Origin of the sequence: Streptomyces sp. XD-27 (assembly GCF_030553055.1) — a bacterium.
Lineage (GTDB): Bacteria > Actinomycetota > Actinomycetes > Streptomycetales > Streptomycetaceae > Streptomyces.
The window spans coordinates 1700269-1725470 of sequence record NZ_CP130713.1 but is presented as its reverse complement, the minus strand read 5'-3'; the positions used below and the strand labels follow the sequence as shown (position 1 = coordinate 1725470).

Below are 25202 nucleotides of genomic sequence, written 5' to 3'. Positions count from 1 at the left end.
GGACGAGGGCAAGGGCATCGGCGGAGCGGAGACCGCCCTCGTCCGGTACTCCTATCTGCGCTGGCTGGAGACGCAGAACCACTCCGCGCCGCCGCCCGCCGGACCGTCGCACGACCCGGTGCGCTCCGGCTGGCTCCGCCTCCAGCCCTGGGCGGCGGTTGGGTCGCCGAAGCGGCCCTGGCGATCTGGCCGCGGAATTCCATCCGTTCAGTGACACCAGGGACGAGCGCGACCCGCACAGCGACTCGTTCTTCCCCCGGGACCGCTATCCGCACGGCTGACGGAGGCCCGGCGCCCGCGGGATAAGTGTTCGAGGAGCTGTGCCACGCGCTGTTACTGTGGCGAGGTGGCGAAACTGAACCAGATCATCGCGGTCGAGAAGGGCGTCAAGGCCAAGGCGCAGCAGGACCTGGCGGCGGCTCACCACGGGCTCCAGAAGCCCGCCTTGCTCGCCGGTATATCCCGTACGTACCAGCCCAAGGACGAGGAGGGCGAGCAACTCCCGCCCGAGTCCACCCGCGTGCAGGTCAAGGCGGAGGACGTGCTGCGTGAGACGGCGGCCACCCTGACCCGCCTCTTCGACGTCACCGCCACCAAGGACTGGGCCAACTGCACGGCCCGCGCCGATGTCACCGTCGAGGGCCGCGCACTGCTGCGCGACGTCCCGGTCTCCTATCTGCTCTTCCTGGAGAAGCAGCTGAGCGACCTGGGAACCTTCCTCCGCAAGCTGCCGATCCTCGACGCCGCCGAGTCCTGGTCCCTCGACCCGTCGACGGACGCCTGGAAGACGGACCCGGTCCGCACGGTCCGTACGAAGAAGGTGCCGCGCAACCACGTCAAGGCGGAGGCCACCGAGAAGCATCCGGCGCAGGTCGAGGTCTATTACGAGGACATCCCGGTCGGCTACTGGACCACGGTCAAGTTCTCCGGCGCCCTGCCCGCCCGCCGTGTCAACGAGCTTCTCGACCGTGTGGAGAAGCTCCAGCAGGCGGTCAAGTTCGCCCGCGAGGAGGCGAACGCCGTGGAGGTCAGCGACGAGCGCGTCGGCGAGGCGGTCTTCGGCTACCTCTTCGGGTAGTCTCATGAACTCCCCGACCGCCTGTGCGCGGCCGGGGTGCGCGAGGAGCGCAAGCTGAAGCTGAAGCTTGTCGTGACGGTGCGGCCTGGTGGCGAACACCAGACCGTGATCAATCTCAGACTCTCGCTCCAGACTCAGCATTCGCCGCCGATCGCCGGACAGACCGGGCCCAGGCTTGGTCGTCGGATGCCGGTTCAAGTCCGGCCCGCGCAGCTGTCATTCCTTTCCGATGCGCGGTAGTTCAAAGGCAGAACACGACGACATGATGACTGACCTGTGCCCGCAGTGACGCCGGCGTGCGAACTGGGCGGCATCACGGGGCCCGGGGGCAGGCTACGCCCCCGGGCCCGCTCCGCTTCCTACAGCAGACGGCGGATCTCGCCGCGGACCCGGTAGAAGCCACCGGAAGCCGGATGCAGGGCGTCGACCACGTAACGGGCGCCCGCCTCGCGTATCCGGCGGGGGAACTGGACGTTCCATCGCGGGTCGTAGCCGTCGGTGATGACGCGCATCCGCAGCCGGCTGCCGTCCTGCACGCATTCGATGATCACGCCGCTCCCCGGCGCGGACGCCGCGGTCACGGTCTGGACCGTGGTGGCCGGGGCGTACGTGGGCAGACCCGCGGCCGACTTGACGTCCAGGGCTGTGGGGAGGGTGCCGCCCTGCGCGGCCGCGATCGCCGCGTCGCTCGCGTCGATGCAGACCAGCGAGCCGTCGGTGGTGACGACGTAGAGCTTCTCGTCCAGATACTGCATGGACAGCGCCGAGCCGCCGCCGGTGCCGAGCTTCCACAGCCGGGTGCCGTCCTCGGCGAAGCAGTACACGGACGAGGCGGAGTCGCCCGCGAAGACGTAACCGCCGCCGGGCGCGGTGGCGCAGGAGTAGACGACGGTGTCGCAGCGGTACGTGGCCTCGATCCGGCCGGTCGCCTTGGACAGGCGCTGGACGACGCGGCGGTCGGTGCCGGCGTACACCGCGTCGGCCTCCTGCCAGCCGAACAGCACCGCACCGGACGTCGGGGTGTGCCACAGTTCGGCGGTGCCGTCGCAGGCGTAGGCCGTGACGCCCCGCTGGTGGCCGTGGTAGACGGCTCGGTCGTCGCGACGCACCATCCAGGCGTGCTCGCCCGTGCTGCCGCGCGACCACTGGAACTCGTCCTCGTGGTCGATGACCGTCAGTCCGCCCTTGCGGTCGGCGACGTTGAGGATGCCTTCGTGGATGTCCAGCCAGAAGATGTCGACGTCGGTGGCGATCTCGTAGGCGGCGAAGGGCAGTTTGGAGGACAGGTCGTAGACCGTTCCGTCGTCGCAGCCCGCGTAGATCCAGAAGTCGTCGGCGACCAGGCACTTCACCCCGTCGGGCAGCTGGTAGCGGGCGAGCACCTCGCCGTCGTGGCCGACCGCGTACACGTCCCCGGCCTGGTTGCCGACCCAGCAGCGGTCCTCGCTGATGTGGATGCCGAAGGCGGCGGCGCCGGTGCGGAAGCGCCACAGCACCGGCGCGACGGCCCGCGCGGTCGACGGGGCCGAGGAGACCTGGCGGCGGGTGACCGGGCGGGCCGCGCGCCGCCCCTGGACAGCCGGGGCGTAGCCCTTGCGCACCTTCTCGCTGACCTTCTTGTCGGCCGCGGCCCGCGCCCTCGCGGCGGTCGGGAACGTGGAGGTCTGCACCTGCCCCGCCGCGCCGATCCGGCCGTAACGCACCGACACGGTGACGCCGTCCACGGTCACTTCGTAGAACTTGTGCGCACCGCTGCCCTCTTGCGACAGCTCCAGATACGTCTTCGATCCGGACACGGCAAGCCCCTCCCAAGGTGTCGGTGGTGGGTGACTCCCACTGATCAACACCGTAGGGCCGACCACTGACAACGGCCGGGCAAGCTCGGACTCCCCGGCGCCGGACACCGGACCCGCCGCGGTGTTCCCGATGAGTGGCGTCAGCCCCGGCGCTGTCCGCCGCAGTAGACGTCACAGACGGGTGAGCTTGCGCAGTCGTGGGAAGCGCTCCCGCTGCTCGCGCGCGCTGCGGTCCAGCTCCTCCATCAGGCGCGTCGTACGGTGCTCCAGGTCCAGCTCGTCCAGGATCCGGTCGACCTCCGACAGCAGCGCCCCGTGCAACTGCCACTGCTGGGGATGCTGCTGGACGCGCTGGAGCAGCAGACGCGCCGCGTGTTCGCGGCTGATGGCCGCCTCCTCCAGTTCGCTCGACAGCCGGGACTCCGCCTCTTCGGCGTTCTTGCTGATCTGGGTGGTGACCAGCATCGCGAAGCTCTCCACCGCTTTGGCGATGTGCGTGAACAGCTCCTGCAGCGCGTCGGCCACATCCGGCGGGAAGAGGGGCTCGTCCCTGCGGTGCTTGGCCAGGTCCGTAAGGCTGCGTGCCAGCACGCGGAGGACCACCGTGCAGATCTCCAGGGTGTCCAGGCCGGTGCGCAGGACGACCCGGTGGAGCAGGCCCTCCTTGACGCGGGGATTGAGGCGCAGACTGTCCTCGGCCTGGCGGAGGGCCGCGTCCACCTGGGCGACGTCGTTGTCCAGACGGCGGGCCTCGTGGAGGCGGGCGGCGGCGCGCTCGACGGGAGTGTGGGCGCCGAGTTCCTCGCCGATGAGGACCAGCAGGTCGCGCAGGCGGCGGGCGAGGTCCTGGATGGACTCGCCCGCGGTGTGCACCCACACCGGCGGGGCGAACAGGAGGTTGAACAGCATGCCCACCATGGCGCCGATGAGCGTCTCCAGGACCCGGTCCCAGGCCGTGTCCGCCACCTGGGTCACGCCGAGGACGAGCATGGCGCTGATCGCCACCTCGGGGACGAACTCGTCCACCCGCACGAGGTGCCCGGCGGCCAGTGACGCGAGGATGATCAGGCACAGGCTCCACCACGTCAGGCCCACCAGGGCGCTGAAACCGATGGCGATGAGGACTCCGGCCACCACCGAGTTCACCCTGCGGATGCCCGTGGTCAGTGTCGAATAGAGCGTCACCTGGACGACGAGCAGCGCGGTGAGCGGAGCGGTCAGCGGGGCCGGTTCGCTGCTGAGCTGGAGCGCGACGACGTACGAGATCGTCGCGGCCACGGTGGAGCGCAGCGCCTGGACGACGACGGGCTGGCGACCGCGTTTCCTCACCAGCTCGGTCATGGGCTCGGTTACATCACGCACCTTCTGCCCATTCCCGCTCCTGGGCGGGGGCAGACACCGCGAGCCCGGGCTGACACCTGCCTGGCGGTGCCTTCCACCCCTCGGCCGTTCAGGCGGCGTCGGCCAGTGCGAGCAGCTTGGTGACCGTGTTCCAGTTCCGCGCGGTGACCGTGACGCCCAGACGCATGCCGTTGATCTTCGCGGCGAGCTTGGAGCGGCCGACCCCGTTCGGGCACCAGAGGTAGATCTCCCGGCCCACGAGCCGGAACCGGTCCGGAGCGAAGGACGCCATGTCGAGCTCGTCCAGCGGGGCGGTGTCGGCGGGCACGTCGGACAGGAACACGACATGCAGCGTCTTCGGCTCGGCCGCTGCCTGCGGATACGGGTTCGCCGCCACCACCGCGGCGAGCTCCTCGCGCGTGCGCACCATCGCGGAGACCCGGAAACCGAGGTCGGCGGCGGTCCGCTCCTCGATGGCCCGGACGGTCTCCTCGGGCGGGGTGCCCGGGTCGGCCAGCACGATGTTGCCCGTCTGGAGGTGGACGGTGACCCGCTCGTACCCCAGGGCCCGCATCAGGTCGCGCTGCTCCGCCATGGAGAACTTGCGGTGGCCGCCGACGTTGATGCCACGCAGCAGGACGATCTGGGCTGCCATTTCTTCGGTCTCCTCGGGAGGAAGGGCGCGGCCCGGGGCCGGAAGCGCGCTGCATGGACAGGCATGATGGGGGAGTGCGGTGGGAGGCGATCACCTGGGAACGGCTGAGCGAGGTCCTCGCGGACCGTGTCACCGCTGCACGGACCGCCGACGGCGGCTCCTGGCTGCGCGTGGCCGTCGACGGCGCGCCCGCCGCGCGCACCGGCGACCTGGCCGAACGGCTGTCGCAGACCCTGCGTACGCGCGGCCGACCCGCGCTGGTCGTGGCGGCCCGCGGCTTCCTGAGGCCCGCCTCGCTGCGTTACGAGTACGGACGGCAGGACGTCGACTCGTACTACTCCGGGTGGACGGACACCGGTGCGCTGTGGAGGGAGGTCTTCACGCCGCTGGAGCCGGGCGGCACCGGCCTTGTGCTGCCCGACCTGTGGGACCCGGTCGCGGACCGGGCGACGCGCAGCCCGTACACCCGACTTCCGCCGGGTGGCGTGCTGGTGCTGCACGGACCGCTGCTGCTCGGCCACTGGTTCCCCTTCGACCTCTCGGTACATGTGCGGCTGTCCCCGTCCGCGCTCGCCCGGCGCACGGACGACGGCGAGCGGTGGACACTGCCCGCGTTCGCGCGCTACGAGGACGAGGTGCGGCCTGCCGAGACCGCCGACATCGTGGTGCGCGCCGACGACCCCCGGCATCCGGCGTGGAGCGGCACGGCTCGGTGAGCGGCGCGCGGGCGCAGTGGAGCTCTCAGAACAGCGGCTGCGGCAGGACGCCCTCCAGGGCGAGCAGGCGCCGCTTGGTCTCCAGGCCGCCGCCGAATCCGCCTATCCCGCCGTCGCTCTCCACCACGCGGTGGCAGGGGACGACGACCGGCAGCGGATTGCTGCCCATGGCTGTGCCGACCGCGCGGGCGGCGCCCGGCTCGGACACCCGGTCGGCGAGGTCCTGGTAGCCCACGACGGCCCCGTACGGCACATGGTCGGCGAGTTCACGCAGCACGCGGCGGTTGAAGCCGGCGCTCAGCGACCAGTCGAGGGGCGTGGTGAACACGCGCAGCTCCCCGCGGAAATACGCTTTCAGCTCGCGTATCGCCATGTCGAGCAGGTCCCGGCAGTCCGGGCCCGGAGCGGCGCCGAAGCGGCGCGTGAGCCGCGACACGGCCTCCGCCGCGGTCGCGTCGTCGGCGTGGAACACGACCTGGACCAGGCCACGGTCGGTGGCGGCGAGCAGCAGCGGCCCGATGGGGGTGTCCAGCACCGCCCAGGACCACGGGCGCGCCCCGTGCTGCTCAGCCGACTCGTTCGGCTCTGTGTTCGTCACGTGTTCAGACTAGGCGCGGGCACTGACAACGGGGCGTCGAGAGCTCGGGGCACGGGGAGCGCGGGGCACCGGGAGCGCGGGCGGCGCCGAGGGAAGGGAGCGTCCGCCCACCCCCGGCGCGCCGTCCCGCGCTGCCCGGCCGTCCCGGCGTCGTCAGCGCCTCATCGGGAACCCGCCATGACCGCGTGCCCGGCGTCCTCCAGGGCGTCGCGCACGACATCCGGCGTATTGGTGATGATGCCGTCCACGCCCATCCGCGCGACCTTGACGGCGGTGGGGGCGTCGTTCACGGTCCATGTGAAGACCTCGAACGGCTTGCCGTGCGCGCCGTTCACGGCGTGCACCGCCGCGACGTAGGCCTCGTCGATCGTCTTGTGACTCGGGTTGATCTGGTCGGCGAACTCCGCGTACTTCGGCAGGTCGGCGACGGACGGGGTGCCCAGGAAGCCGGTCTTCACATCGGGGCGCAGCTTGTGGACCGTCTCCATGGAAGTGGCGTTGAAGCTCTGCACGATCAGCCGGTGCTTGACATGCTGGTGGTTCAGCCAGCCCTGCCTGCGCAGCTGGCGCAGCGTCTGGCTCTCGATGCCGGGGTAGAGCTCGGGGGCCTTGAGCTCCATCAGCAGGCTCTGCCGGTTGTGCGAGACCCGCCTGATGTACTCCTTGAGCGTGGGCACCCGCTCGTTCGCGAACTCGGGACCGAACCAGCTGCCCGCGTCCAGCCGCTTGATCTCGTCGAGCGTGAAGTCGGCGATCTTCCACGGGGCCCGGCCGGGGAAGAGCTGCTCGACGTCCGTGGTCCGGTTCAGCGTGGTGTCGTGCATGACGATCAGCTCACCGTCCTTGGTGCGCTGGACGTCGTTCTCGACCCACTTGATCCCCAGGTCGTCGGCCGCGTCGACGGCCGCCAGGGTGTTCTCGGGGGCGTAGGCCGAGGCACCGCGGTGGGCGATGGTGATCGTTCTCTGTGGCTCGTCGGCGGCCTGTGCCGCCGAGGTGGGGAGGAAGAGCGCGGGCATTCCCAGGAGCGCGCCGGCGAGGGCAGCGGCAGTGCGGATGTGCATACGGACTCCTCGCATCGTCTGTCACGGCAGGTCGGTCACGGAGCATTTGTCACACAGCGTCTGTGACACAGCGTGGGCGATGGATCCTCTTCGGACGCGCTGAGGGTGCCAGCCGAGGTGCACCGGGGGATAGACATCGGACAGACAGATGATGAAATGACAAAGTCGCGGGCGTTCGGCCGATCGGGTCACGGGCGCCGTCTGTCAGTGGTCGGTCGTACGGTGGACCCATGCGGCCCGTATCCCAGATCGAACGCAAGGTGGCGCCCTTCGAGGTCGTCAGCCCCTACCAGCCCAGCGGCGACCAGCCGACGGCCATCACCGACCTCGAGCGGCGCATCCGCGCCGGTGAGAAGGACGTCGTGTTGCTCGGGGCGACCGGCACCGGCAAGTCCGCGACCACCGCGTGGATGATCGAGAAGCTCCAGCGGCCGACCCTCGTGATGGCGCCCAACAAGACGCTCGCCGCGCAGCTCGCCAACGAGTTCCGCGAGCTTCTGCCGAACAACGCGGTGGAGTACTTCGTCTCGTACTACGACTACTACCAGCCCGAGGCGTACGTCCCGCAGTCGGACACCTACATCGAGAAGGACTCCTCCATCAACGAGGAGGTCGAGCGGCTGCGCCACTCCGCCACGAACTCCCTGCTCACCCGGCGCGACGTCGTCGTGGTGGCCTCCGTCTCCTGCATCTACGGCCTGGGCACACCGCAGGAGTACGTCGACCGGATGGTGCCGCTCAAGGTCGGCGACGAGATCGACCGCGACCAGCTGCTGCGCAGATTCGTGGACATCCAGTACACGCGCAACGACGTGGCGTTCACCCGCGGCACCTTCCGGGTCCGCGGCGACACCATCGAGATCTTCCCGGTCTACGAGGAGCTCGCGGTCCGCATCGAGATGTTCGGCGACGAGATCGAGGCCCTGTCCACGCTCCACCCGCTGACCGGCGAGGTCATCTCCGACGACCAGGAGCTGTACGTCTTCCCGGCCACCCACTACGTCGCGGGACCCGAGCGCATGGAGCGGGCCATCGCCGGGATCGAGCGCGAGCTGGAGGAGACGCTGGCCCGGCTGGAGAAGCAGGGCAAGCTCCTCGAAGCCCAGCGACTGCGGATGCGGACGACCTACGACATCGAGATGATGCGCCAGATCGGCACCTGCTCCGGCATCGAGAACTACTCGCTGCACATCGACGGCCGCGAGTCCGGGACCCCGCCGCACACCCTGCTCGACTACTTCCCCGAGGACTTCCTCCTCGTCATCGACGAGTCGCACGTCACCGTCCCGCAGATCGGCGCCATGTACGAGGGCGACGCCTCCCGTAAGCGCACGCTGATCGAGCACGGCTTCCGGCTGCCCTCCGCCCTGGACAACCGCCCACTCAAGTGGGAGGAGTTCCTGGAGCGGGTCGACCAGACCGTGTACCTGTCCGCGACGCCCGGTCCGTACGAGCTCTCGCGCGGCGACGGCTTCGTCGAGCAGATCATCCGGCCCACCGGACTGGTCGACCCCGAGGTCGTGGTCAAGCCCACCGAGGGACAGATCGACGACCTCATCCACGAGATCCGCACGCGCACCGAGAAGGACGAGCGCGTCCTGGTGACCACCCTGACCAAGAAGATGGCCGAGGACCTCACCGACTACATGCTGGAACTCGGCATCCAGGTGCGCTATCTGCACAGCGACGTCGACACGCTGCGCCGCGTGGAACTGCTGCGCGAGCTGCGCGCCGGCGAGTACGACGTCCTGGTCGGCATCAACCTGCTGCGCGAGGGCCTGGACCTCCCGGAGGTCTCCCTGGTCGCGATCCTGGACGCCGACAAGGAAGGCTTCCTGCGCTCCGGGACCTCGCTGATCCAGACGATCGGACGTGCCGCCCGTAACGTCTCGGGCCAGGTCCACATGTACGCCGACAAGATCACCCCGGCGATGGAGAAGGCCATCGACGAGACCAACCGCCGCCGGGACAAGCAGATCGCCTACAACAAGGCGAACGGCATCGACCCGCAGCCGCTCCGAAAGAAGATCGGCGACATCGTCGCCACCATCGCGCGCGAGGAGATCGACACCAAGGAACTGCTGGGCAGCGGCTACCGGCAGCAGGAACAGGGCGGGGTCAAGGGCAAGGGCCAGGCCAAGGCGCCGGTGCCCGCGCTCGCCGCGCACAAGCAGGGGGCGAAGGGCGGCAAGCCGACCGACCGGCCCGCCACCGAACTCGCCGAGCTCATCGAGGAGATGACCGAGCGGATGCGCGCCGCGGCGGCGGAGCTGCAGTTCGAGGTCGCGGCCCGGCTGCGCGACGAGGTGGGGGAGTTGAAGAAGGAGCTCCGGCAGATGCGGGAAGCCGGGCTCGCCTGACCTCGGGGACCGGACACGCATGCGGTGTGTTGCAAGAACGACACAAAGCCGCCGCCGATTCCCGGTCCGCCCGCGGCAGTGCATAGGGTTTCAGGAAGGGCCGCACCGACGGGCGGCCGCGGGGATTCGAGAAATGAGAGTAGGGACAGCACGTGACGGTCAACATGACCAAGGGCCAGTCCATCAGCCTGCAGAAGGCCGACGGCGGAACCCTGACCGCGGTGCGCATGGGACTGGGGTGGCAGGCCGCCGCGCGCCGCGGGCTGTTCGGGTCCCGTACGCGGGAGATCGACCTCGACGCCTCGGCTGTGCTGTTCGCCGGACAGCAGCCGACGGACGTCGTCTTCTTCCGTCACCTGACGAGCGACGACGGTTCCGTCCGGCACACCGGTGACAACCTCGTGGGCGGCGTGGGCCAGGGCGGCGACGACGAGGCGATCCTGGTCGACCTGCAGCGCGTGCCGGTGCACATCGACCAGATCGTCTTCACCGTCAACTCCTTCACCGGCCAGACCTTCGCCGAGGTGCAGAACGCGTTCTGCCGTCTGGTGGACGAGACCAACGGCCAGGAACTGGCGCGCTACACCCTCACCGGCGGCGGTCAGTACACCGCCCAGATCATGGCGAAGGTGCAGCGTGCGGGGAACGGCTGGCAGATGAAGGCGCTCGGCGAGCCCGCCAACGGCCGCACCTTCCAGGACCTCATGCCCTTCATCGCCCCGCACCTGTGAGTGGTGCCGGCGGCCGGCTGACCGGCCGCTCGGCCCACGACATGTGACGGCCCGGCGGCGACGCGCCGCCGGGCCGACGGGTACACGCAACGATCGACGTAACAAGGGAGCGCACGCGATGACGGCCGAGCTGGTCCGAGGGCAGAACCACCCCCTGCCCCAGACCCGTTTGGAGGTCCGGGTCTCGGCCGGCGAGCCGGTCGTGGCCGGAGCGACACTGGGCGATGAACAGGGCACGGTCCGCGGAGCGGAATGGGTCGCGCACCCCGCCGCCCCCCAGCTCCCCGGCGTAGAGGTCTCCAAACAGGCCGCGGCCGACCACCGGCTCGCCGTCGACCTGGACGCGCTGCCCGACGGCGTCCACCGGGTCAATGTGCTGCTCGCGCTCCCGGTGGGGGTGGGCGGACCCGTCCGGTTCGGCGCCCTGCCCGCGCCGTTCATCGTGGTCACCGGCCTCGACGGAGCCGGGATCGCCGGGTACACCATCACCGATCTGGACTCCGAGTCCGCCGTGGTCGCCCTGGAGCTCTACCGCAGGCAGGACGTCTGGAAGGTGCGCGCCGTAGGCCAGGGGTACGCGGGCGGACTGGCCGCCATGCTCCAGGACCAGGGGCTGCCCGAGGCCGCCGAACTCGCCGCGCGGATCAACGATGCCGTCGCCCTGGGCATGGCGCGCTCCGTGGCCCAGCCCCCGCCCCGCTCCGGCGACTCCGGCCGGGTACGTACGGCGACGGCGGGCGGCAGTGCCCCGGCTCAGGGCGGGCCCGCCGCGCAGCCGTCCGGAGGTGCCCCGCAGCCCCCTGCCCAGTCGGGCGGATCCGTCAACTACCAGCACCCTGGCCGCCGTACCACGGCGCCGCCCACCCCGGCTCCCGTCGCCCCGCCCGCGCCTCCGGGGCAGCCCGCCGTGCCCGTCGCGGGCGACGCCTCCGGATGGACCATGGACGAGCGGCTCTACAACCAGGTCTGGGGCATGTTCGAGGACCTGGCGCGTACGACCGCCGCCTATCGCAGCGCCGTCGACTTCGCGGACTCCCGTATGGAGCAGGAGCTGGACCGGGTGCTGTCCGACCCGAGTACCCGCGTCGGGCCGGCCGCCGACTCCGCGCGCGCCGAGGCCCGGGCCAAGCACACCCAGCTCGTCGAACAGGCCCGAGTCGTCCTGGACCGGGACGTGGCGCAGCTGACGGCGGAGGCCGAGGTCGTCGAGCCCGCGCTGCCGCCCGCCTACGCCCGCTGGGACAACCCGGTATGGCAGGGCTACCAGGTGCCGATGGAGATGCCGATGGCGCTGCGCCTCGGCGACCTGCACCTTCCCGAGAGCACGGGGCTGCGCATTCCGATGCTCCTGCGGCTGCCGCTCGAACGCGGGCTGTGGATCGACAGCGGGCGCGACGGCTCCTCGGACGCCGCGCTGCTGGACTCCGCCGAACTGCGCCGCAAGGCCATGGACACCGCGGTCGCGCACGCCGCCCGGCTGCTCGCGGTCTATCCCGCGGGGGAGTTCACGGTGCACGTGATCGACCCGGCGGGATCCGCCGCGTCCTCACTCGCGCCGCTGACCCGCTCCGGTGTGCTGCGGGAGCCGCCCGCGGCGGGCGCGCAGGGCGTGAACGCGGTGCTGGCAGGGCTGACGCAGCGCGTCGACCTGGTGCAGATGGCCATCCGCAGCGGTGCCGCCGATGCGCTGCCGCCGGATCTGGACACCGCCCAGCAGCTTCTGATCGTCCATGACTTCCCGCACGGCTTCGACGACAGGGCGGTCACCCAGCTGCGCTACCTCGCGGACGAGGGCCCGGCCGTCGGTGTCCATCTGATGATGGTGGCCGACCGGCAGGACGCGCGGGCGTACGGGCCGGTGCTCGATCCGCTGTGGCGGGCGCTGCTGCGGATCACGCCGGTCCCGGACGACCACCTGGCCGACCCGTGGGTCGGCCATGCGTGGACGTACGAGCCGTCGCTCGCCCCGGTGGGCAGTCAGGTCCTCGACCAGGTCCTCTCGCAGGTGGCGCAGGCGCGGCGGGCCTATGGCAACTGACCCCATCTGACCAGGGGATTTACCCTTCTCTTTACTATTCCATGGGTGTTCCTGTACTCTCCTTCGTGCGGAGGGGAGTACTCCCGCTGCGACGTACCCGTCAATACGGGCCGGCCCGTGCCGGTCCCGGGGCGTCGGCCCGTGGTGCTTTCGCGGGTGGAAGAGACCTCCGGCAGCGACGACGCTGAAATTTGCCGTACGAATGCCGGAGGACCAGTGGATGTTTCTTTGACGTTGTGGGTGCTGACGATCGTCGGTCTGTGCGCCCTCATCGCCCTCGACTTCTTCATAGGCGGCCGCAAGCCGCACGAGGTCTCCCTCAAGGAGGCCGGGATCTGGACCGCGGTCTGGATCGCGCTGGCCGGGCTCTTCGGGCTCGGACTGCTGATCTTCGGCGGCGGCCAGCCGTCGGGCGAGTTCTTCGCGGGATTCATCACCGAGAAGTCGCTGAGCGTCGACAACCTCTTCGTCTTCGTCCTGATCATGGCGAAGTTCGCGGTGCCGTCGATCTATCAGCAGCGTGTGCTGATGGTGGGCGTGCTCATCGCGCTCGTCCTGCGCGCGGGGTTCATCGGCGCCGGTGCCGCGATCATTGCGAACTTCGCCTGGGTGTTCTACATCTTCGGCGCGTTCCTCATCTGGACGGCCTGGAAGCTCATCCAGGAGGCGCGGGCCGATGAGGAGGACGAGGAGTTCGAGGAGAACCGCTTCCTGAAGATGGTCGAGAAGCGCATCCCGTCCACCGACGCGTACCACGGCACCAAGCTGTTCATCGTCGAGAACGGCAAGCGCCTGATGACCCCGATGCTGATCGTCATGCTGGCGATCGGTACGACCGACGTCCTGTTCGCGCTGGACTCGATACCCGCGATCTTCGGCCTCACCCAGGACCCGTACATCGTCTTCACGGCCAACGCGTTCGCGCTGATGGGTCTGCGGCAGCTGTACTTCCTCATCGGCGGACTGCTGAAGAAGCTGGTCCACCTCTCCTACGGCCTGTCGGTCATCCTCGGTTTCATCGGGGTGAAGCTGGTGCTGCACGCGCTGCACGAAGGCGGCGTCCACGTCCCGGAGATCAGCATCCCGGTCTCGCTGGGCGTCATCTGCGTGGTGCTCGCCGTCACCACGGTCACCAGCCTGTACGCCTCGAAGAAGCAGGCCGCCGCGGAGGGCTCCCAGGAGACCGCTCAGAGCGGGGCCGACAGCAGGGAGAAGGACAGCGTCGAGGCCTGAGGGAACGCCGCCCCTCCTCGCAGCCGTCGCCGGCCGCGAGGAGGGGCGGCACCATGGTCACCAGCCGCGTTCGCGCCACTCGGCCAGGTGCGGACGCTCGGCGCCGAGCGTGGTGTCGTCGCCGTGGCCCGGGTAGACCCAGGTCTCGTCCGACAGGGCCTCGAAGAGCTTGGACTCGACGTCGTTGATCAGGCTGGTGAACGCGGCGGCGTCGTCATGGGTGTTGCCGACCCCGCCCGGGAACAGGCAGTCGCCGGTGAACACGTGCGCGTGGCCGTGCGGGTCGTCGTAGATCAGGGCGATGCTGCCCGGGGTGTGCCCGACCAGGTGCCGGGCGGTCAGCTCCACGCGGCCGACGCGGATCGTGTCGCCGTCCTCGACCGGCACCTGCGTCGGCACCGGAATGCCCTCGGCGTCGTACCGTCCGGCGTAGGTCGTGGCGCCGGTGGCGTCCACCACCTCACGCAGCGCGCCCCAGTGGTCGGCGTGCCGGTGGGTGGTGACCACGGACGCGATGCCGTCCTCGCCGATCAGGGTCAGCAGGGTATGGGGTTCGGCGGCGGCGTCGATCAGCAGCTGCTCATCGGTCGCGCGGCAGCGCAACAGATAGGCGTTGTTGTTCATGGGACCGACCGCGACCTTCGAGATCATCAGGTCGGGCAGCTCGTGCGTCTCCGCAGGCCCGCCGACCTTCACCGCTCCGCTGTACGTCATGGCCTCAGCCTAGCGGCGGGACGGTGGGCAGCGGGGTGTCGGAGGACAGTCCGGAGCCGTCCGCCCGCCCGGTGAGCCAGCCCAGCAGTCCGCCGGGGTGGCCGCTGACGGTGAGCCGCGGCCCCTCCGCACGGCCCGTCTCCCACACGCGGTCGCCGTCCGTGAGCCGCAGCGCGGGCAGCTCCGGGTGCCCGGCGAACTTCACCGCGGTGAGGAACGCCAGATGCTGCTCGACGAACGCGTCGGGCAGGTCCGCCATCGTGTAGCCGATGCCCAGGTCGACGTGGTGCAGCTCGACCTCCACCAGGCGCCGGAACGGCAGCCGCTCGGCACGCTCCGTGACGCCGTTGCGCATGGTCACCTCGAAGGTCCAGCGGTCCCGCGGGAGGGCCGCGGCCGCCGCGTTGAACCGGAAGGCGCTGGTGCGCAGATCGTCGAGGTGCACGGGCAGCGGGCGCGCGGCGTCACGCTCGATGTCGCGGTCGCGGGCGTCCTCGCTCGCGTACATAGGGGTCTCCTCGCCGGTGCGTGCCCAGGTGAGGAGATTGACCAGGGCGTCGGCGTTCCGGGCCAGGTGGGCGAGCACATGGCCGCGGGTCCAGCCGGGCAGCAGGGACGGCTGGTCGGCCGCCGCCTCGTCCAGGGCGGCGACCGCGGTGAGCAGCCGGTCGGTGGCCCCCTGGACCGCGGAGGCATCGCGTGCGTAGTCACTCATGTCCTGACCGTAACTCCTTGGCCACTCATTCGGGTGAAGGCGGCGGACTTCGCCCGCAATTCGAATGTGCGTGCTATAGGCTCGGAGTGCTGCATCCTTGAAGACAACGCCGTTCCGCCCCCTACCCTGGGTCGGGGGCATGCTCCGCTCCGCCTCTGCTCGTCAGCCTCCGCTGGTGAGACCAGCGAGACAGAGGATCCGAGAAGCAGAGACCGGCGCACCCCTCACTTCCTCACGAAAGGTGCCGACCGGCGTGGCCGACCGTCTCATCGTCCGTGGCGCTCGCGAGCACAACCTCAAGAACGTCTCGCTCGACCTTCCCCGGGACTCCCTGATCGTCTTCACCGGGCTTTCGGGATCGGGCAAGTCCTCCCTCGCGTTCGACACGATCTTCGCCGAGGGGCAGCGTCGCTACGTCGAGTCGCTCTCCTCCTACGCCCGGCAGTTCCTGGGACAGATGGACAAGCCCGACGTGGACTTCATCGAAGGGCTGTCCCCCGCCGTCTCCATCGACCAGAAGTCGACCTCGCGGAACCCGCGCTCGACCGTCGGCACCATCACGGAGGTCTACGACTACCTCCGGCTGCTCTTCGCCCGGATCGGCAAGCCGCACTGCCCCGAGTGCGGCCGCCCGATCGCCCGGCAGTCGCCGCAGGCCATCGTGGACCGGGTGCTGGAGCTGCCCGAAGGCAGCCGCTTCCAGGTGCTGTCGCCGCTGGTCCGCGAGCGCAAGGGCGAGTTCGTCGACCTCTTCTCCGACCTCCAGACCAAGGGCTACAGCCGGGCCCGGGTGGACGGCCAGACCATCCAGCTGTCCGATCCGCCCAAGCTGAAGAAGCAGGAGAAGCACACCATCGAGGTCGTCGTCGACCGCCTCACCGTCAAGGACAGCGCCAAGCGCCGGCTGACCGACTCGGTGGAGACCGCGCTCGGGCTCTCCGGCGGCATGGTGATCCTCGACTTCGTGGACCTCGACGAGGACGACCCGCAGCGCGAGCGGATGTTCTCCGAGCACCTCTACTGCCCGTACGACGACCTGTCCTTCGAGGAGCTGGAGCCCCGCTCCTTCTCCTTCAACTCGCCGTTCGGCGCCTGCCCGGACTGCACGGGCATCGGCACGCGGATGGAGGTCGACCCCGAGCTGATCGTCCCGGACGAGGAGCGCTCCCTGGACGAGGGCGCCATCCACCCCTGGTCCCACGGGCACACGAAGGACTACTTCGGCCGCCTGGTCGGGGCGCTCGCCGACGCGCTCGGCTTCCGTACCGACATCCCCTGGGCCGGGCTGCCCCAGCGGGCCAAGAAGGCGCTCCTCAACGGCCACAAGACGCAGATCGAGGTGCGCTACCGCAACCGGTACGGCCGGGAGCGGGCCTACACCACGGCCTTCGAAGGCGCCGTGCCGTTCGTCAAGCGGCGCCACTCCGAGGCGGAGAGCGACTCCAGCAGGGAGCGCTTCGAGGGGTACATGCGCGAGGTGCCCTGCCCCACCTGTGAGGGCACCCGCCTCAAGCCGATCGTCCTCGCGGTCACCGTGCAGGGCCGGTCCATCGCGGAGGTCTCCGCGATGTCGATCAGCGAATGCGCGGACTTCCTGCGGGGGATGAAGCTGAACGCCCGCGAGAAGACGATCGCCGAGCGCGTGCTGAAGGAGGTCAACGAACGGCTGCGCTTCCTGGTCGACGTCGGGCTCGACTACCTCTCGCTGAACCGGGCGGCGGGCACGCTGTCCGGCGGTGAGGCCCAGCGCATCCGGCTCGCCACCCAGATCGGCTCCGGCCTCGTCGGCGTGCTGTACGTGCTGGACGAGCCGTCGATCGGCCTGCACCAGCGCGACAACCACCGGCTCATCGAGACCCTGGTGCGCCTGCGCGACCTCGGCAACACGCTGATCGTCGTCGAGCACGACGAGGACACCATCAAGACCTCGGACTGGGTGGTGGACATCGGCCCGGGCGCGGGCGAGCACGGCGGCAAGGTGGTGCACAGCGGCCCCTTGAAGGAACTGCTGAGCAACAAGGACTCGATGACCGGGCAGTATCTGTCCGGCAAGAAGGCGATCGCGCTGCCGGCGTCGCGCCGGCCGGTGGACCGGGAGCGGCAGCTGACGGTGCACGGCGCCCGCGAGAACAACCTGCAGGACATCGACGTCTCCTTCCCCCTCGGTGTCCTCACCGCCGTCACCGGCGTCTCCGGATCGGGCAAGTCCACGCTGGTCAACGACATCCTCTACACCCACCTGGCGCGCGAGCTGAACGGCGCGCGGTCGGTGCCGGGCCGCCACACGCGGGTGGACGGCGACGACCTCGTCGACAAGGTCGTGCACGTCGACCAGTCGCCCATCGGCCGTACGCCCCGCTCCAACCCGGCGACGTACACCGGCGTCTTCGACCATGTGCGCAAGCTCTTCGCGGAGACGATGGAGGCCAAGGTCCGCGGCTATCTGCCCGGCCGGTTCTCCTTCAACGTGAAGGGCGGCCGATGCGAGAACTGCGCCGGTGACGGCACCATCAAGATCGAGATGAACTTCCTACCGGACGTGTACGTGCCGTGCGAGGTCTGCCACGGCGCGCGCTACAACCGGGAGACCCTGGAGGTGCACTACAAGGGCAAGTCCATCGCCGAGGTGCTGGACATGCCGATCGAGGAGGCGCTGGACTTCTTCGAGGCGGTGCCCACCATCGCCCGCCATCTGCGGACGCTCAACGAGGTCGGACTGGGCTATGTGCGGCTCGGGCAGTCGGCGCCGACGCTCTCCGGCGGCGAGGCGCAGCGGGTCAAGCTCGCCAGCGAGCTGCAGAAGCGCTCGACAGGGCGCACGGTCTACGTCCTGGACGAGCCGACGACCGGTCTGCACTTCGAGGACATCAGCAAGCTGATCGCGGTGCTGTCGGGCCTGGTCGACAAGGGCAACACGGTGATCGTCATCGAGCACAACCTCGATGTGATCAAGACGGCGGACTGGGTCGTGGACATGGGCCCGGAGGGCGGCAGCGGCGGTGGCCTGGTGGTCGCCGAGGGCACTCCGGAGCAGGTGGCCTCGGTGCCCGCCAGCCACACCGGCAAGTTCCTGCGGGAGCTGCTGGGGGAGCGGGTGAGCGACGCGGTGGTGCCCGCGGCCCGGCGGGGCAACGGGGCGGCTGCGGGGAGGAAGCCCGCCGCGAAGAAGGCCGCGGTGAAGAAGGCGAACTCCACCACGGTGAAGAAGGCCGCCGGGGCGACCGTGCCGGCCGCCGCCGCGGCCAAGAAGACGGCACGGGCGCGCCGGGCGTGACGCGGGCGGGCGACCGCCGCGTGGCGGTCGCCCGTCAGGAGCCGGTCCCGCCCTCCGGCGGATGTCGGACGGCGGCCGGGACCGGGTGGCTCGTTCGCCGGGCGCGTCGCCGTGTCACGTGAGCTCCGACGCGTACGGTGGCTGCGCGCCCGGGCGGGAGCAGGTGATCGCCGCGGCGCGGGCCGCGAAGCGCAGGATGTCCTGCCAGGCGGTCTCGTCCAGCGTCGCGGCCGCCGTCGGGGACAGCGCGCCGTGGGCGGCCAGCCGGTGTAGCAGCGCGGCGTTGACCGTGTCGCCCGCGCCGATGGTGTCGGCCACAGCGACCCGTTCGCCCGGTACGGTCACCGAGCCGCCCGCGCGGGTCAGCACGGTCAGCCCGTCCGCGCCATGGGTGAGGACGACCGCTGCCGGCCCCTCGGCCAGCCACTCCCGCGCTCGCGTCGGCACGGCGTCGAGGTCGCGGTCCGCGGTCCCGCCGGCCAGCCAGACGGCGTCCTCGACCGACAGCTTGAGCAGGCTCACGGAGGGCAGCCAGGACCGGAAGCGGGCGCGGTAGGCGTCCGCGTCGGCGATGAGACCGGGGCGGATGTTGGGGTCGAGCGCCGTGAACAGGCCCCGCGCGGCCTCGCGCCGCAGCAGCGCCTCGTAGGCGCTCGCGCCCGGCTCCAGCACCAGGGAGCAGGTGCCCACGGAGACGGCCGTGACCGACTCGGGCAGGGAACCGGGCAGCGCGAAGCGCCGGTCCGCGGTGCCCTCGGCGTAGAAGCCGTACCCCGCCGACCCGTCCGAGCCGATGTCGGCGACCGCGAGCGTGGTGGGTTCCGGTCCGCGCTGCACCAGCGTGGTGTCCACCCCGTCGGCGCGCAGTCCGGCCAGCAGCGCCTCGCCGAAGGCGTCGGTCGACACACGGGAGCAGAACGCGGTCGGAGAGCCGAGCCGCCCCAGCGCCACCGCGGTGTTGTACGGACCGCCGCCCCGGCGCGGCAGCAGGGCGGGCAGTCCGCCGCCCGTCCTGGCGCGGTCCGGCACGAGATCGATCAGGGCCTCTCCGGCAACGACGATCACGAGGGCCGGTCCTTTCGTCGGTCGTTCATCCCCCCCCCGGAGCGCCGGGCCACATCCACCATCGTCGTCGCCCGTCCCCCTTCGACGCCGAAACGTATCCCATCACCCCACGCGGCATAAGCGTTCGCGTCGGTGCTCGCGCGAACGTTCGCGTACGCCCGGCCACCGCCGTCCGAACGGCGCGCTCTGTGCCGGTATCGTCGGCCACGCACGCCCCACGCACAGGAGTCCCCATGAGCAGCCAGCCCGCCACCCGCCGAACAGTACTGCGAGGGGCCGCGCTGGCCGGTGCCGCCGGGTTCGGCGTCGCCGCCTGCGACCCCGGTGACGGCGGCCCGAAGGCCCCACCGACCCCGACCGCGCCGATCGACCTCGGCGCGCCCGGCGACGTCCCCGTGGGCGGGACCAAGCTCTACCGCGAGGACCGGGTCGTGGTCACGCAGCTCGCCAAGGGCGAGTACAAGGCGTTCGGGGCGGTCTGCACGCACGCCGGGTGCGTGGTGAGCTCGGTGGAGGACGAGCGGATCAAGTGCGCCTGCCACGGCAGCGAGTTCGACGCGCGGACCGGCAAGGTGCTGACGGGGCCGGCGGTGGCGCCACTGCCGGCCGTGCCCGTGCGCACCGAGGGCGGCAGGTTGATCGTCGGCCCGGAGGCCTGACCGCCGCCGACCGCCGCAGCGCACCGGGGCCGGCGGCATGACCTCGGAGGGCTGGACGCGGGCAGCCGTGGCGTGACGGTACGGGCGCCCCGGCGCCCGGCCGGTGCCGGCGGGGCCCCGGCCCCCGTACCCGCCGCTCCGCGCGCTCAGTTCCAGTCCCAGGCGATCCCCAGGATTCCCGGCCGCACATCGTGCTCGGCCACGTGCACCACCCGGTGCTGGCCGCTCAGCGTCAGTTCCCGCTGCCCGCCGCGCGGGGCGCCCGCCGAGGCGCGCGCGAAGCGGCGACAGCGTACGGGCAGTGCTGCCGCGTCGAACCGCACCTGGAGCACGTACTGCCCGCTCGCGAAGGGGAAGCCCCGCTCGTACTCCGTGCTCTGGCCGCCGGTGCCGTCCTCGAAGCCGTAACTGAAGAGGTACGTGTCCCCAGCACGCAGCCGCGCGTCGAACAGCAGCTCCGCGACGACCAGGTTGGCGGCCATGTCCCAGCGAACCCGCCCCAGGCGGCAGTTCTCCCAGGCCCGGACCGCGACCTGGGAGGGGTCGCCGCCGACCTCCCCGTGGTGGATGGCGATGTAGCGGTCGACGCCGTCCCGGTGCGCGCGGACGACGTGCTGGGAGTCGCGCCCCTGGAGCTCCCGGCGCGGGCCGATGCACACCCGCTCCATCTGGCAGACGGTGTGCAGCCCGCCGTCGGCCGGTGCCTCCAGCTCGGCGAGTATGCCCTCCAAGGCGCCGGAGTGCTCCAGCAGCGTGCGGTACGTGCGCGCGGCGGGGCGTTCCGCCTGGGGGCGGAAGCCGGGATCGAGCAGCCGGGTCAGCGCCTGGGCGGGCAGTTCCAGTACGTCCTCCAGGGCCCGTACCGCCCGGAGCGACTCGGCCCGCTGCGGCCGCCGCGCGCCCTGCTGCCAGTAACTGAGGCTGGTGACCCCGACCTTGATGCCGCGCTGGGCGAGCCGGTGCTGCACCCGGTGCAGGGCCAGGCCGCGGGCGGCCAGCGCCGCCCGCAGGGCGAGATGGAACGGGCCGGTGCGCAGGGCTTTCGCCAGTTCCGCTTCGGCCGCGTCCGCGTGAGCGGTGGTCTGCGCCATCAGCGAACTCCTCTGTGAACATTCACGATCGGACGCAGAGCACCACGTCCTCAAGAACGCCATGTTCCAGCGTTCAAGGGCACGCGTCGTTCACATCCGGTCCGGATCGTTCACATCGCGATGTCACCTCGCATTGAAGCGTGTTGACCGGATTCGAACAACACCTGATGCTCCAGACCAGCGTCCGGACGCGCTCCTCACCCCCCACGCCGGCCTCTTGGCGCCGACACCCCACGTCGGCCTCCCGCGCCGGCACCCCCCCCACGTCGGCCTCCCCACGCCGACACCCCCCACCCCACACCCCCCTCATCCATCGGCTCATTCGGGAGGAACGTCCATGTCTCTCGTTTCCCATGCATCGCGTATACGCGGAAGGCGCGGCAGACGGCTGTCCGTCGCCGCGCTGGCCGCCGCCGCGCTGCTCGCGCTGCCCACGGCGACCGCGAGCGCGGCACACGCGCCCGGCAGCGGCACCAAGGACACCAAGGCCGTCGCCGCGGAGGACCTCTACTACAACCAGCTCGACATCACCATGCAGGCGCAGCAGAAGACCAACTGGTGCTGGGCCGCGTCGGGCAACACCATCGCCACCTGGTACGGCCGCAACTACAGCCAGAACCAGTTCTGCAACGCCGCGTTCGACCGCGCCCAGGGCTACGACTGCCCCAACTGGCAGGCGACTCTCGGTAATGTGCAGACCGGGCTGAGATGGGCCGGTATATCCCCCGGCTCCTACGTGAACGGATGGCTGCGCTACTCCACCGTCGTGAGCGAGATCGACGCGGACCGTCCGATCGAGACCCGTATCCAGTGGTCGTCGGGAGGTGGGCACATGCACGTCGTGTACGGCTACGACGACGAGAACAGCCTGGTGTACTGGGGTGACCCGTGGCCGTCCAGCAACCGCTACAACTGGGCCTCTCACAGCTGGTACGTGAACAACAACCAGTTCTCCTGGACCCACTCGCTCTACCGGATCGGGGCGTGACACCGTGACCTTCGTCAACGCAACCCGCGCCCTCGCCGGTGGCGCGCTCGTCGCCGCCCTCGTCGGAGTCGCCGCGCCCGCGGCCCAGGCCGATCCGGCCCCGGTGGCCCCCGAGGCGCCCGCCGCGACGGCGGTCAGCGCCGCCCGCGACGCCGCGACCGCCCCCGCCACGCTCGACACCCTCTCCCGCTTCTTCACGCGGGACGGAGCGGCCGCCAAGGGGGACGGAAAGGCCGGCGCCAAGCGGACGGCCGCCCCGCGCATCGAGGGCGCCACCGTGCCCGTCTACATCCTCTCCGCCGCGTTCGTGGCAGCCGACCCGGCGGCCCGCGACGCGCTGCGCACGCCCGTCGCCGAACTGGAATTCCTCGCCAGCAAGGCCGTCTCCTCGGACGGCCAGGCGGCGTCGGTGTGGACCGTACGCCAGGGCGGGTCCTGGCAGGTCGTGAACATCGCGACCGGCGACGACGAGACCCGGTACGCCGCCAAGGGCGCGAAGAAGCTCAAGGGCGGCACCGTCTTCCGCGAGCCGCAGATCGACGCCTGGTACGTCCAGCGGGGCGACCGCGTCCTGCCGCTCGACGCCGACGCCACGCGCGCGATCGGCTCGGACGGCACCACGGTCCGCGCCTACCAGAAGCGGGTCCACACGGCGTACGGGGACAAGCTGCCCGGGTCGGCGTACGCCAAGAAGGGCAAGGCCGGCGGATACGGCCCGCAGCCGAAGCAGGAGCAGGAGCAGCAGGCGGCCGGCGGCAGCGGCGACGGGCTGCTCACCGCCACGTCCACCGTCGCCGGCGCCGGCGCGATCGTCGCGCTGGGCCTGTGCGGGGCCGCGGCCCTGCGCACCCGCCGCCGCGGGACTCTGTAAACGCGGGACTCTGTAAAAGAGGAAGCCCGCCGGCAGGCACCAGGAGAGCAGCCGCGGCCGTCCGGCCCCGGAGGGGGAATCCCCACCGGAGCCGGACGGCCCGGCCGCCGCCGCGGGACCGCGTCGTCTGCGGGACCGCGTTGTCACTGTCCGCCAGTAGGGTGGTGACCATGGCCGACCCCAGCAGCTACCGACCCAAGCCGGGACAGATCCCCGACTCGCCGGGGGTCTACAGGTTCCGGGACGAGCACGGCCGGGTGATCTACGTCGGAAAGGCGAAGAGCCTGCGCCAGCGGCTCTCCTCGTACTTCCAGGACCTGGCGAACCTCCACCCGCGCACCCGCACCATGGTCACCACCGCGGCGTCCGTGGAGTGGACCGTGGTCTCCACCGAGGTCGAGGCGCTGCAGCTCGAGTACTCCTGGATCAAGGAGTTCGACCCCCGGTTCAACGTCAAGTACCGGGACGACAAAAGCTATCCGTCCCTGGCGGTCACCATGGGCGAGGAGTTCCCCCGCGTCCAGGTGATGCGCGGCCCCAAGAAGAAGGGCGTGCGCTACTTCGGCCCGTACGCCCACGCCTGGGCCATCCGCGAGACCGTCGACCTCATGCTGCGGGTCTTCCCCGTACGGACCTGCTCCGCCGGGGTCTTCAAGCGTTCCCACCAGATCGGCCGGCCCTGCCTCCTCGGCTACATCGGCAAGTGCTCCGCCCCGTGCGTCGGCCGGGTCACCGCCGAAGAGCACCGCGAACTCGCCGAGGAGTTCTGCGACTTCATGGCCGGCCGCACCGGCACCTACCTGCGCCGCCTCGAACAGGAGATGCACCAGGCCGCCGAGGAGATGGAGTACGAGCGGGCGGCCCGGCTGCGCGACGACATCGAGGCGCTCAGGCGCGCCATGGAGAAGAACGCCGTCGTCCTCGCCGACGCCACCGACGCCGACCTGATCGCCGTCGCCGAGGACGAGCTCGAAGCCGCGGTCCAGATCTTCCACGTGCGCGGCGGCCGGGTCCGCGGCCAGCGCGGCTGGGTCACCGACAAGGTCGAGGCCGTGGACACCGCGGGCCTGGTCGAACACGCCCTCCAGCAGCTCTACGGCGAGGAGAAGGGCGACGCCGTGCCCAAGGAGGTCCTGGTGCCCGCCCTGCCGGACCCCGTCGCACCGGTCGCCCAGTGGCTCACCGAGCGCCGCGGCGCCCGCGTCGACCTGCGGATACCGCAGCGCGGCGACAAGAAGGACCTGATGGCGACGGTGCAGCGGAACGCCCAGCAGGCGCTCGTGCTGCACAAGACCAAGCGCGCCTCGGACCTGACCACCCGCTCCCGCGCGCTGGAGGAGATCGCCGAGGCCCTGGACCTGGACTCCGCGCCGCTGCGCATCGAGTGCTTCGACATCTCGCACTTCCAGGGCGACGACGTCGTGGCCTCCATGGTCGTCTTCGAGGACGGCCTGGCGCGCAAGAGCGAGTACCGCCGCTTCCAGGTCAAGAGCTTCGCAGGGCAGGACGACGTCCGCTCCATGCACGAGGTCGTCAGCCGCCGCTTCCGCCGGTATCTCCAGGAGAAGCAGAAGACGGGGGAGTGGCAGGAGGAAGACGCCACCGACGTCACCGAGGCGAACGGCGGGCCCATCGGCGAGGACGGCAGGCCGAAGAAGTTCGCCTACCCGCCCCAGCTGGTCGTCGTCGACGGCGGCGCGCCGCAGGTCGCCGCCGCCAAGAAGGCTCTGGAGGAGCTCGGCGTCGACGACGTCGCCGTCTGCGGCCTGGCCAAGCGCCTCGAAGAGGTCTGGCTGCCCGGCGAGCACGACCCCGTGGTGCTGCCCCGCAGCAGCGAGGGGCTCTACCTCCTCCAGCGGGTCCGCGACGAGGCCCACCGGTTCGCCATCACCTACCAGCGCAGCAAGCGCGCCAAGACCATGAAGGCCGGCCCGCTCGACGCGGTGCCGGGCCTGGGCGGCACCCGCCGCCAGGCGCTGCTGAAGCACTTCGGCTCGGTCAAGCGGCTGCGCGCGGCCACCGTCGACGAGATCTGCCAGGTCCCCGGCATCGGCCGCAAGACGGCCGAGACCGTCGCCGCGGCCCTGGCGCAGGCGGCTCCGGCCGCCCCGGCGGTCAACACCGCCACCGGCGAGATTCTCGACGGAGAAGAGGGCTGACATGGGACGCCGCCCGCGGGCGGGCCGCGGACGGGCAGACCACCCCCGCGGAGGTA

General features: G+C 70.9%; 20 protein-coding genes. 11 read left to right on the top strand and 9 right to left on the bottom strand.

Translation table 11 applies throughout. From position 1 onward, the window contains the following. The first annotated feature begins 346 nt into the window (after positions 1–346). Complete coding sequence (locus Q3Y56_RS07335) at positions 347–1078, top strand: hypothetical protein (RefSeq protein ID WP_304461144.1); 732 nt, start codon at positions 347–349, stop codon at positions 1076–1078. 359 nt (positions 1079–1437) lie between these two features. Here the strand turns inward: Q3Y56_RS07335 and Q3Y56_RS07330 are convergent, their stop codons facing one another. The 3 genes from Q3Y56_RS07330 to Q3Y56_RS07320 all read right to left on the bottom strand — a co-directional run bounded on the left by Q3Y56_RS07330 (position 1438) and on the right by Q3Y56_RS07320 (position 4870). Further along, the gene (locus Q3Y56_RS07330) at positions 1438–2874 is read right to left on the bottom strand and encodes a WGR domain-containing protein (protein ID WP_304461143.1); all 1437 of its coding nucleotides are present in this window, start codon (positions 2872–2874) and stop codon (positions 1438–1440) included. A 171-nt stretch (positions 2875–3045) separates the two neighbouring features. Beyond that, on the bottom strand, positions 3046–4215 hold the full coding sequence (locus Q3Y56_RS07325) for an aromatic acid exporter family protein (protein ID WP_304461142.1): 1170 nt from the start codon (positions 4213–4215) through the stop codon (positions 3046–3048). Positions 4216–4324: 109 nt separating this feature from the next. After that, on the bottom strand, positions 4325–4870 hold the full coding sequence (locus Q3Y56_RS07320) for a DUF1697 domain-containing protein (RefSeq protein WP_304461141.1): 546 nt from the start codon (positions 4868–4870) through the stop codon (positions 4325–4327). A 74-nt stretch (positions 4871–4944) separates the two neighbouring features. Between Q3Y56_RS07320 and Q3Y56_RS07315 the strand changes: the two genes are divergently transcribed. Next, positions 4945–5586: a uridine kinase gene (locus tag Q3Y56_RS07315; protein ID WP_304465503.1), complete on the top strand. Its 642-nt coding sequence runs from the start codon at positions 4945–4947 to the stop codon at positions 5584–5586. A gap of 25 nt (positions 5587–5611) precedes the next feature. On the opposite strand, the gene Q3Y56_RS07310 is transcribed toward Q3Y56_RS07315, so the two are convergent. Both Q3Y56_RS07310 and Q3Y56_RS07305 read right to left on the bottom strand, forming a co-directional pair. Continuing rightward, positions 5612–6184 carry a methylated-DNA--[protein]-cysteine S-methyltransferase gene (locus Q3Y56_RS07310; RefSeq protein ID WP_304461140.1) on the bottom strand — a complete coding sequence of 191 codons (573 nt, stop codon included), beginning with the start codon at positions 6182–6184 and terminating at the stop codon, positions 5612–5614. A 161-nt stretch (positions 6185–6345) separates the two neighbouring features. Then, complete coding sequence (locus Q3Y56_RS07305; RefSeq protein ID WP_304461139.1) at positions 6346–7248, bottom strand: glycerophosphodiester phosphodiesterase family protein; 903 nt, start codon at positions 7246–7248, stop codon at positions 6346–6348. A gap of 230 nt (positions 7249–7478) precedes the next feature. Here Q3Y56_RS07305 and uvrB point away from each other — a divergent pair, with 230 nt between their 5' ends. From uvrB to Q3Y56_RS07285, 4 genes are all read left to right on the top strand, one after another. Beyond that, positions 7479–9608 (top strand): excinuclease ABC subunit UvrB, encoded by a 2130-nt coding sequence (uvrB, locus tag Q3Y56_RS07300; RefSeq protein ID WP_304461138.1) that lies wholly within the window; start codon positions 7479–7481, stop codon positions 9606–9608. Positions 9609–9760: 152 nt separating this feature from the next. Beyond that, on the top strand, positions 9761–10339 hold the full coding sequence (locus tag Q3Y56_RS07295) for a TerD family protein (RefSeq protein ID WP_304461137.1): 579 nt from the start codon (positions 9761–9763) through the stop codon (positions 10337–10339). Between the two features lie 118 nt (positions 10340–10457). Then, positions 10458–12377 carry a TerD family protein gene (locus Q3Y56_RS07290; protein ID WP_304461136.1) on the top strand — a complete coding sequence of 640 codons (1920 nt, stop codon included), beginning with the start codon at positions 10458–10460 and terminating at the stop codon, positions 12375–12377. A gap of 216 nt (positions 12378–12593) precedes the next feature. Then, on the top strand, positions 12594–13610 hold the full coding sequence (locus Q3Y56_RS07285) for a TerC family protein (RefSeq protein WP_304461135.1): 1017 nt from the start codon (positions 12594–12596) through the stop codon (positions 13608–13610). Positions 13611–13667: 57 nt separating this feature from the next. Here Q3Y56_RS07285 and Q3Y56_RS07280 read toward each other — a convergent pair whose 3' ends face one another. Together Q3Y56_RS07280 and Q3Y56_RS07275 are read right to left on the bottom strand one after the other, a co-directional pair. Next, on the bottom strand, positions 13668–14324 hold the full coding sequence (locus Q3Y56_RS07280) for an MBL fold metallo-hydrolase (protein ID WP_304461134.1): 657 nt from the start codon (positions 14322–14324) through the stop codon (positions 13668–13670). Between the two features lie 4 nt (positions 14325–14328). Then, positions 14329–15039 (bottom strand): maleylpyruvate isomerase family mycothiol-dependent enzyme, encoded by a 711-nt coding sequence (locus tag Q3Y56_RS07275; RefSeq protein WP_304461133.1) that lies wholly within the window; start codon positions 15037–15039, stop codon positions 14329–14331. 253 nt (positions 15040–15292) lie between these two features. Here Q3Y56_RS07275 and uvrA point away from each other — a divergent pair, with 253 nt between their 5' ends. Next, positions 15293–18313, top strand: coding sequence for an excinuclease ABC subunit UvrA (gene uvrA / locus Q3Y56_RS07270; protein ID WP_304461132.1), 3021 nt, complete (start codon positions 15293–15295; stop codon positions 18311–18313). Positions 18314–18427: 114 nt separating this feature from the next. Here uvrA and Q3Y56_RS07265 read toward each other — a convergent pair whose 3' ends face one another. Next, positions 18428–19378 carry a carbohydrate kinase gene (locus tag Q3Y56_RS07265; protein WP_304461131.1) on the bottom strand — a complete coding sequence of 317 codons (951 nt, stop codon included), beginning with the start codon at positions 19376–19378 and terminating at the stop codon, positions 18428–18430. A 233-nt stretch (positions 19379–19611) separates the two neighbouring features. Between Q3Y56_RS07265 and Q3Y56_RS07260 the strand changes: the two genes are divergently transcribed. Next, positions 19612–20037 carry a ubiquinol-cytochrome c reductase iron-sulfur subunit gene (locus Q3Y56_RS07260; RefSeq protein WP_304461130.1) on the top strand — a complete coding sequence of 142 codons (426 nt, stop codon included), beginning with the start codon at positions 19612–19614 and terminating at the stop codon, positions 20035–20037. Between the two features lie 146 nt (positions 20038–20183). Here Q3Y56_RS07260 and Q3Y56_RS07255 read toward each other — a convergent pair whose 3' ends face one another. Beyond that, the gene (locus Q3Y56_RS07255) at positions 20184–21128 is read right to left on the bottom strand and encodes a hypothetical protein (RefSeq protein ID WP_304461129.1); all 945 of its coding nucleotides are present in this window, start codon (positions 21126–21128) and stop codon (positions 20184–20186) included. A gap of 337 nt (positions 21129–21465) precedes the next feature. On the opposite strand from Q3Y56_RS07255, the gene Q3Y56_RS07250 reads away from it, so the two are divergent. The 3 genes from Q3Y56_RS07250 (at position 21466) to uvrC (ending at position 25146) form a co-directional block, all read left to right on the top strand. Further along, complete coding sequence (locus tag Q3Y56_RS07250) at positions 21466–22116, top strand: papain-like cysteine protease family protein (RefSeq protein ID WP_304461128.1); 651 nt, start codon at positions 21466–21468, stop codon at positions 22114–22116. 4 nt (positions 22117–22120) lie between these two features. After that, entirely contained in the window at positions 22121–22987 is an 867-nt protein-coding gene (locus tag Q3Y56_RS07245) for a hypothetical protein (protein ID WP_304461127.1), read from the top strand. A 170-nt stretch (positions 22988–23157) separates the two neighbouring features. Continuing rightward, a complete protein-coding gene (uvrC, locus tag Q3Y56_RS07240; protein WP_304461126.1) occupies positions 23158–25146 on the top strand; it encodes an excinuclease ABC subunit UvrC in 1989 nt (662 codons plus the stop codon). The last annotated feature ends 56 nt before the right edge of the window (positions 25147–25202 follow it).

What these genes read in the sequence shown, in the direction of transcription:
- Q3Y56_RS07320 (WP_304461141.1), bottom strand. Translation starts at nt 4,870, where the DNA reads ATGGCAGCCCAGATCGTCCTGCTGCGTGGCATCAACGTCGGCGGCCAC.
- Q3Y56_RS07305 (WP_304461139.1), bottom strand. Translation starts at nt 7,248, where the DNA reads ATGCACATCCGCACTGCCGCTGCCCTCGCCGGCGCGCTCCTGGGAATG.
- Q3Y56_RS07260 (WP_304461130.1), top strand. Translation starts at nt 19,612, where the DNA reads ATGAGCAGCCAGCCCGCCACCCGCCGAACAGTACTGCGAGGGGCCGCG.
- Q3Y56_RS07325 (WP_304461142.1), bottom strand. Translation starts at nt 4,215, where the DNA reads ATGACCGAGCTGGTGAGGAAACGCGGTCGCCAGCCCGTCGTCGTCCAG.
- uvrC (WP_304461126.1), top strand. Translation starts at nt 23,158, where the DNA reads ATGGCCGACCCCAGCAGCTACCGACCCAAGCCGGGACAGATCCCCGAC.
- Q3Y56_RS07290 (WP_304461136.1), top strand. Translation starts at nt 10,458, where the DNA reads ATGACGGCCGAGCTGGTCCGAGGGCAGAACCACCCCCTGCCCCAGACC.
- Q3Y56_RS07275 (WP_304461133.1), bottom strand. Translation starts at nt 15,039, where the DNA reads ATGAGTGACTACGCACGCGATGCCTCCGCGGTCCAGGGGGCCACCGAC.
- Q3Y56_RS07250 (WP_304461128.1), top strand. Translation starts at nt 21,466, where the DNA reads ATGTCTCTCGTTTCCCATGCATCGCGTATACGCGGAAGGCGCGGCAGA.
- Q3Y56_RS07255 (WP_304461129.1), bottom strand. Translation starts at nt 21,128, where the DNA reads ATGGCGCAGACCACCGCTCACGCGGACGCGGCCGAAGCGGAACTGGCG.
- Q3Y56_RS07280 (WP_304461134.1), bottom strand. Translation starts at nt 14,324, where the DNA reads ATGACGTACAGCGGAGCGGTGAAGGTCGGCGGGCCTGCGGAGACGCAC.
- uvrB (WP_304461138.1), top strand. Translation starts at nt 7,479, where the DNA reads ATGCGGCCCGTATCCCAGATCGAACGCAAGGTGGCGCCCTTCGAGGTC.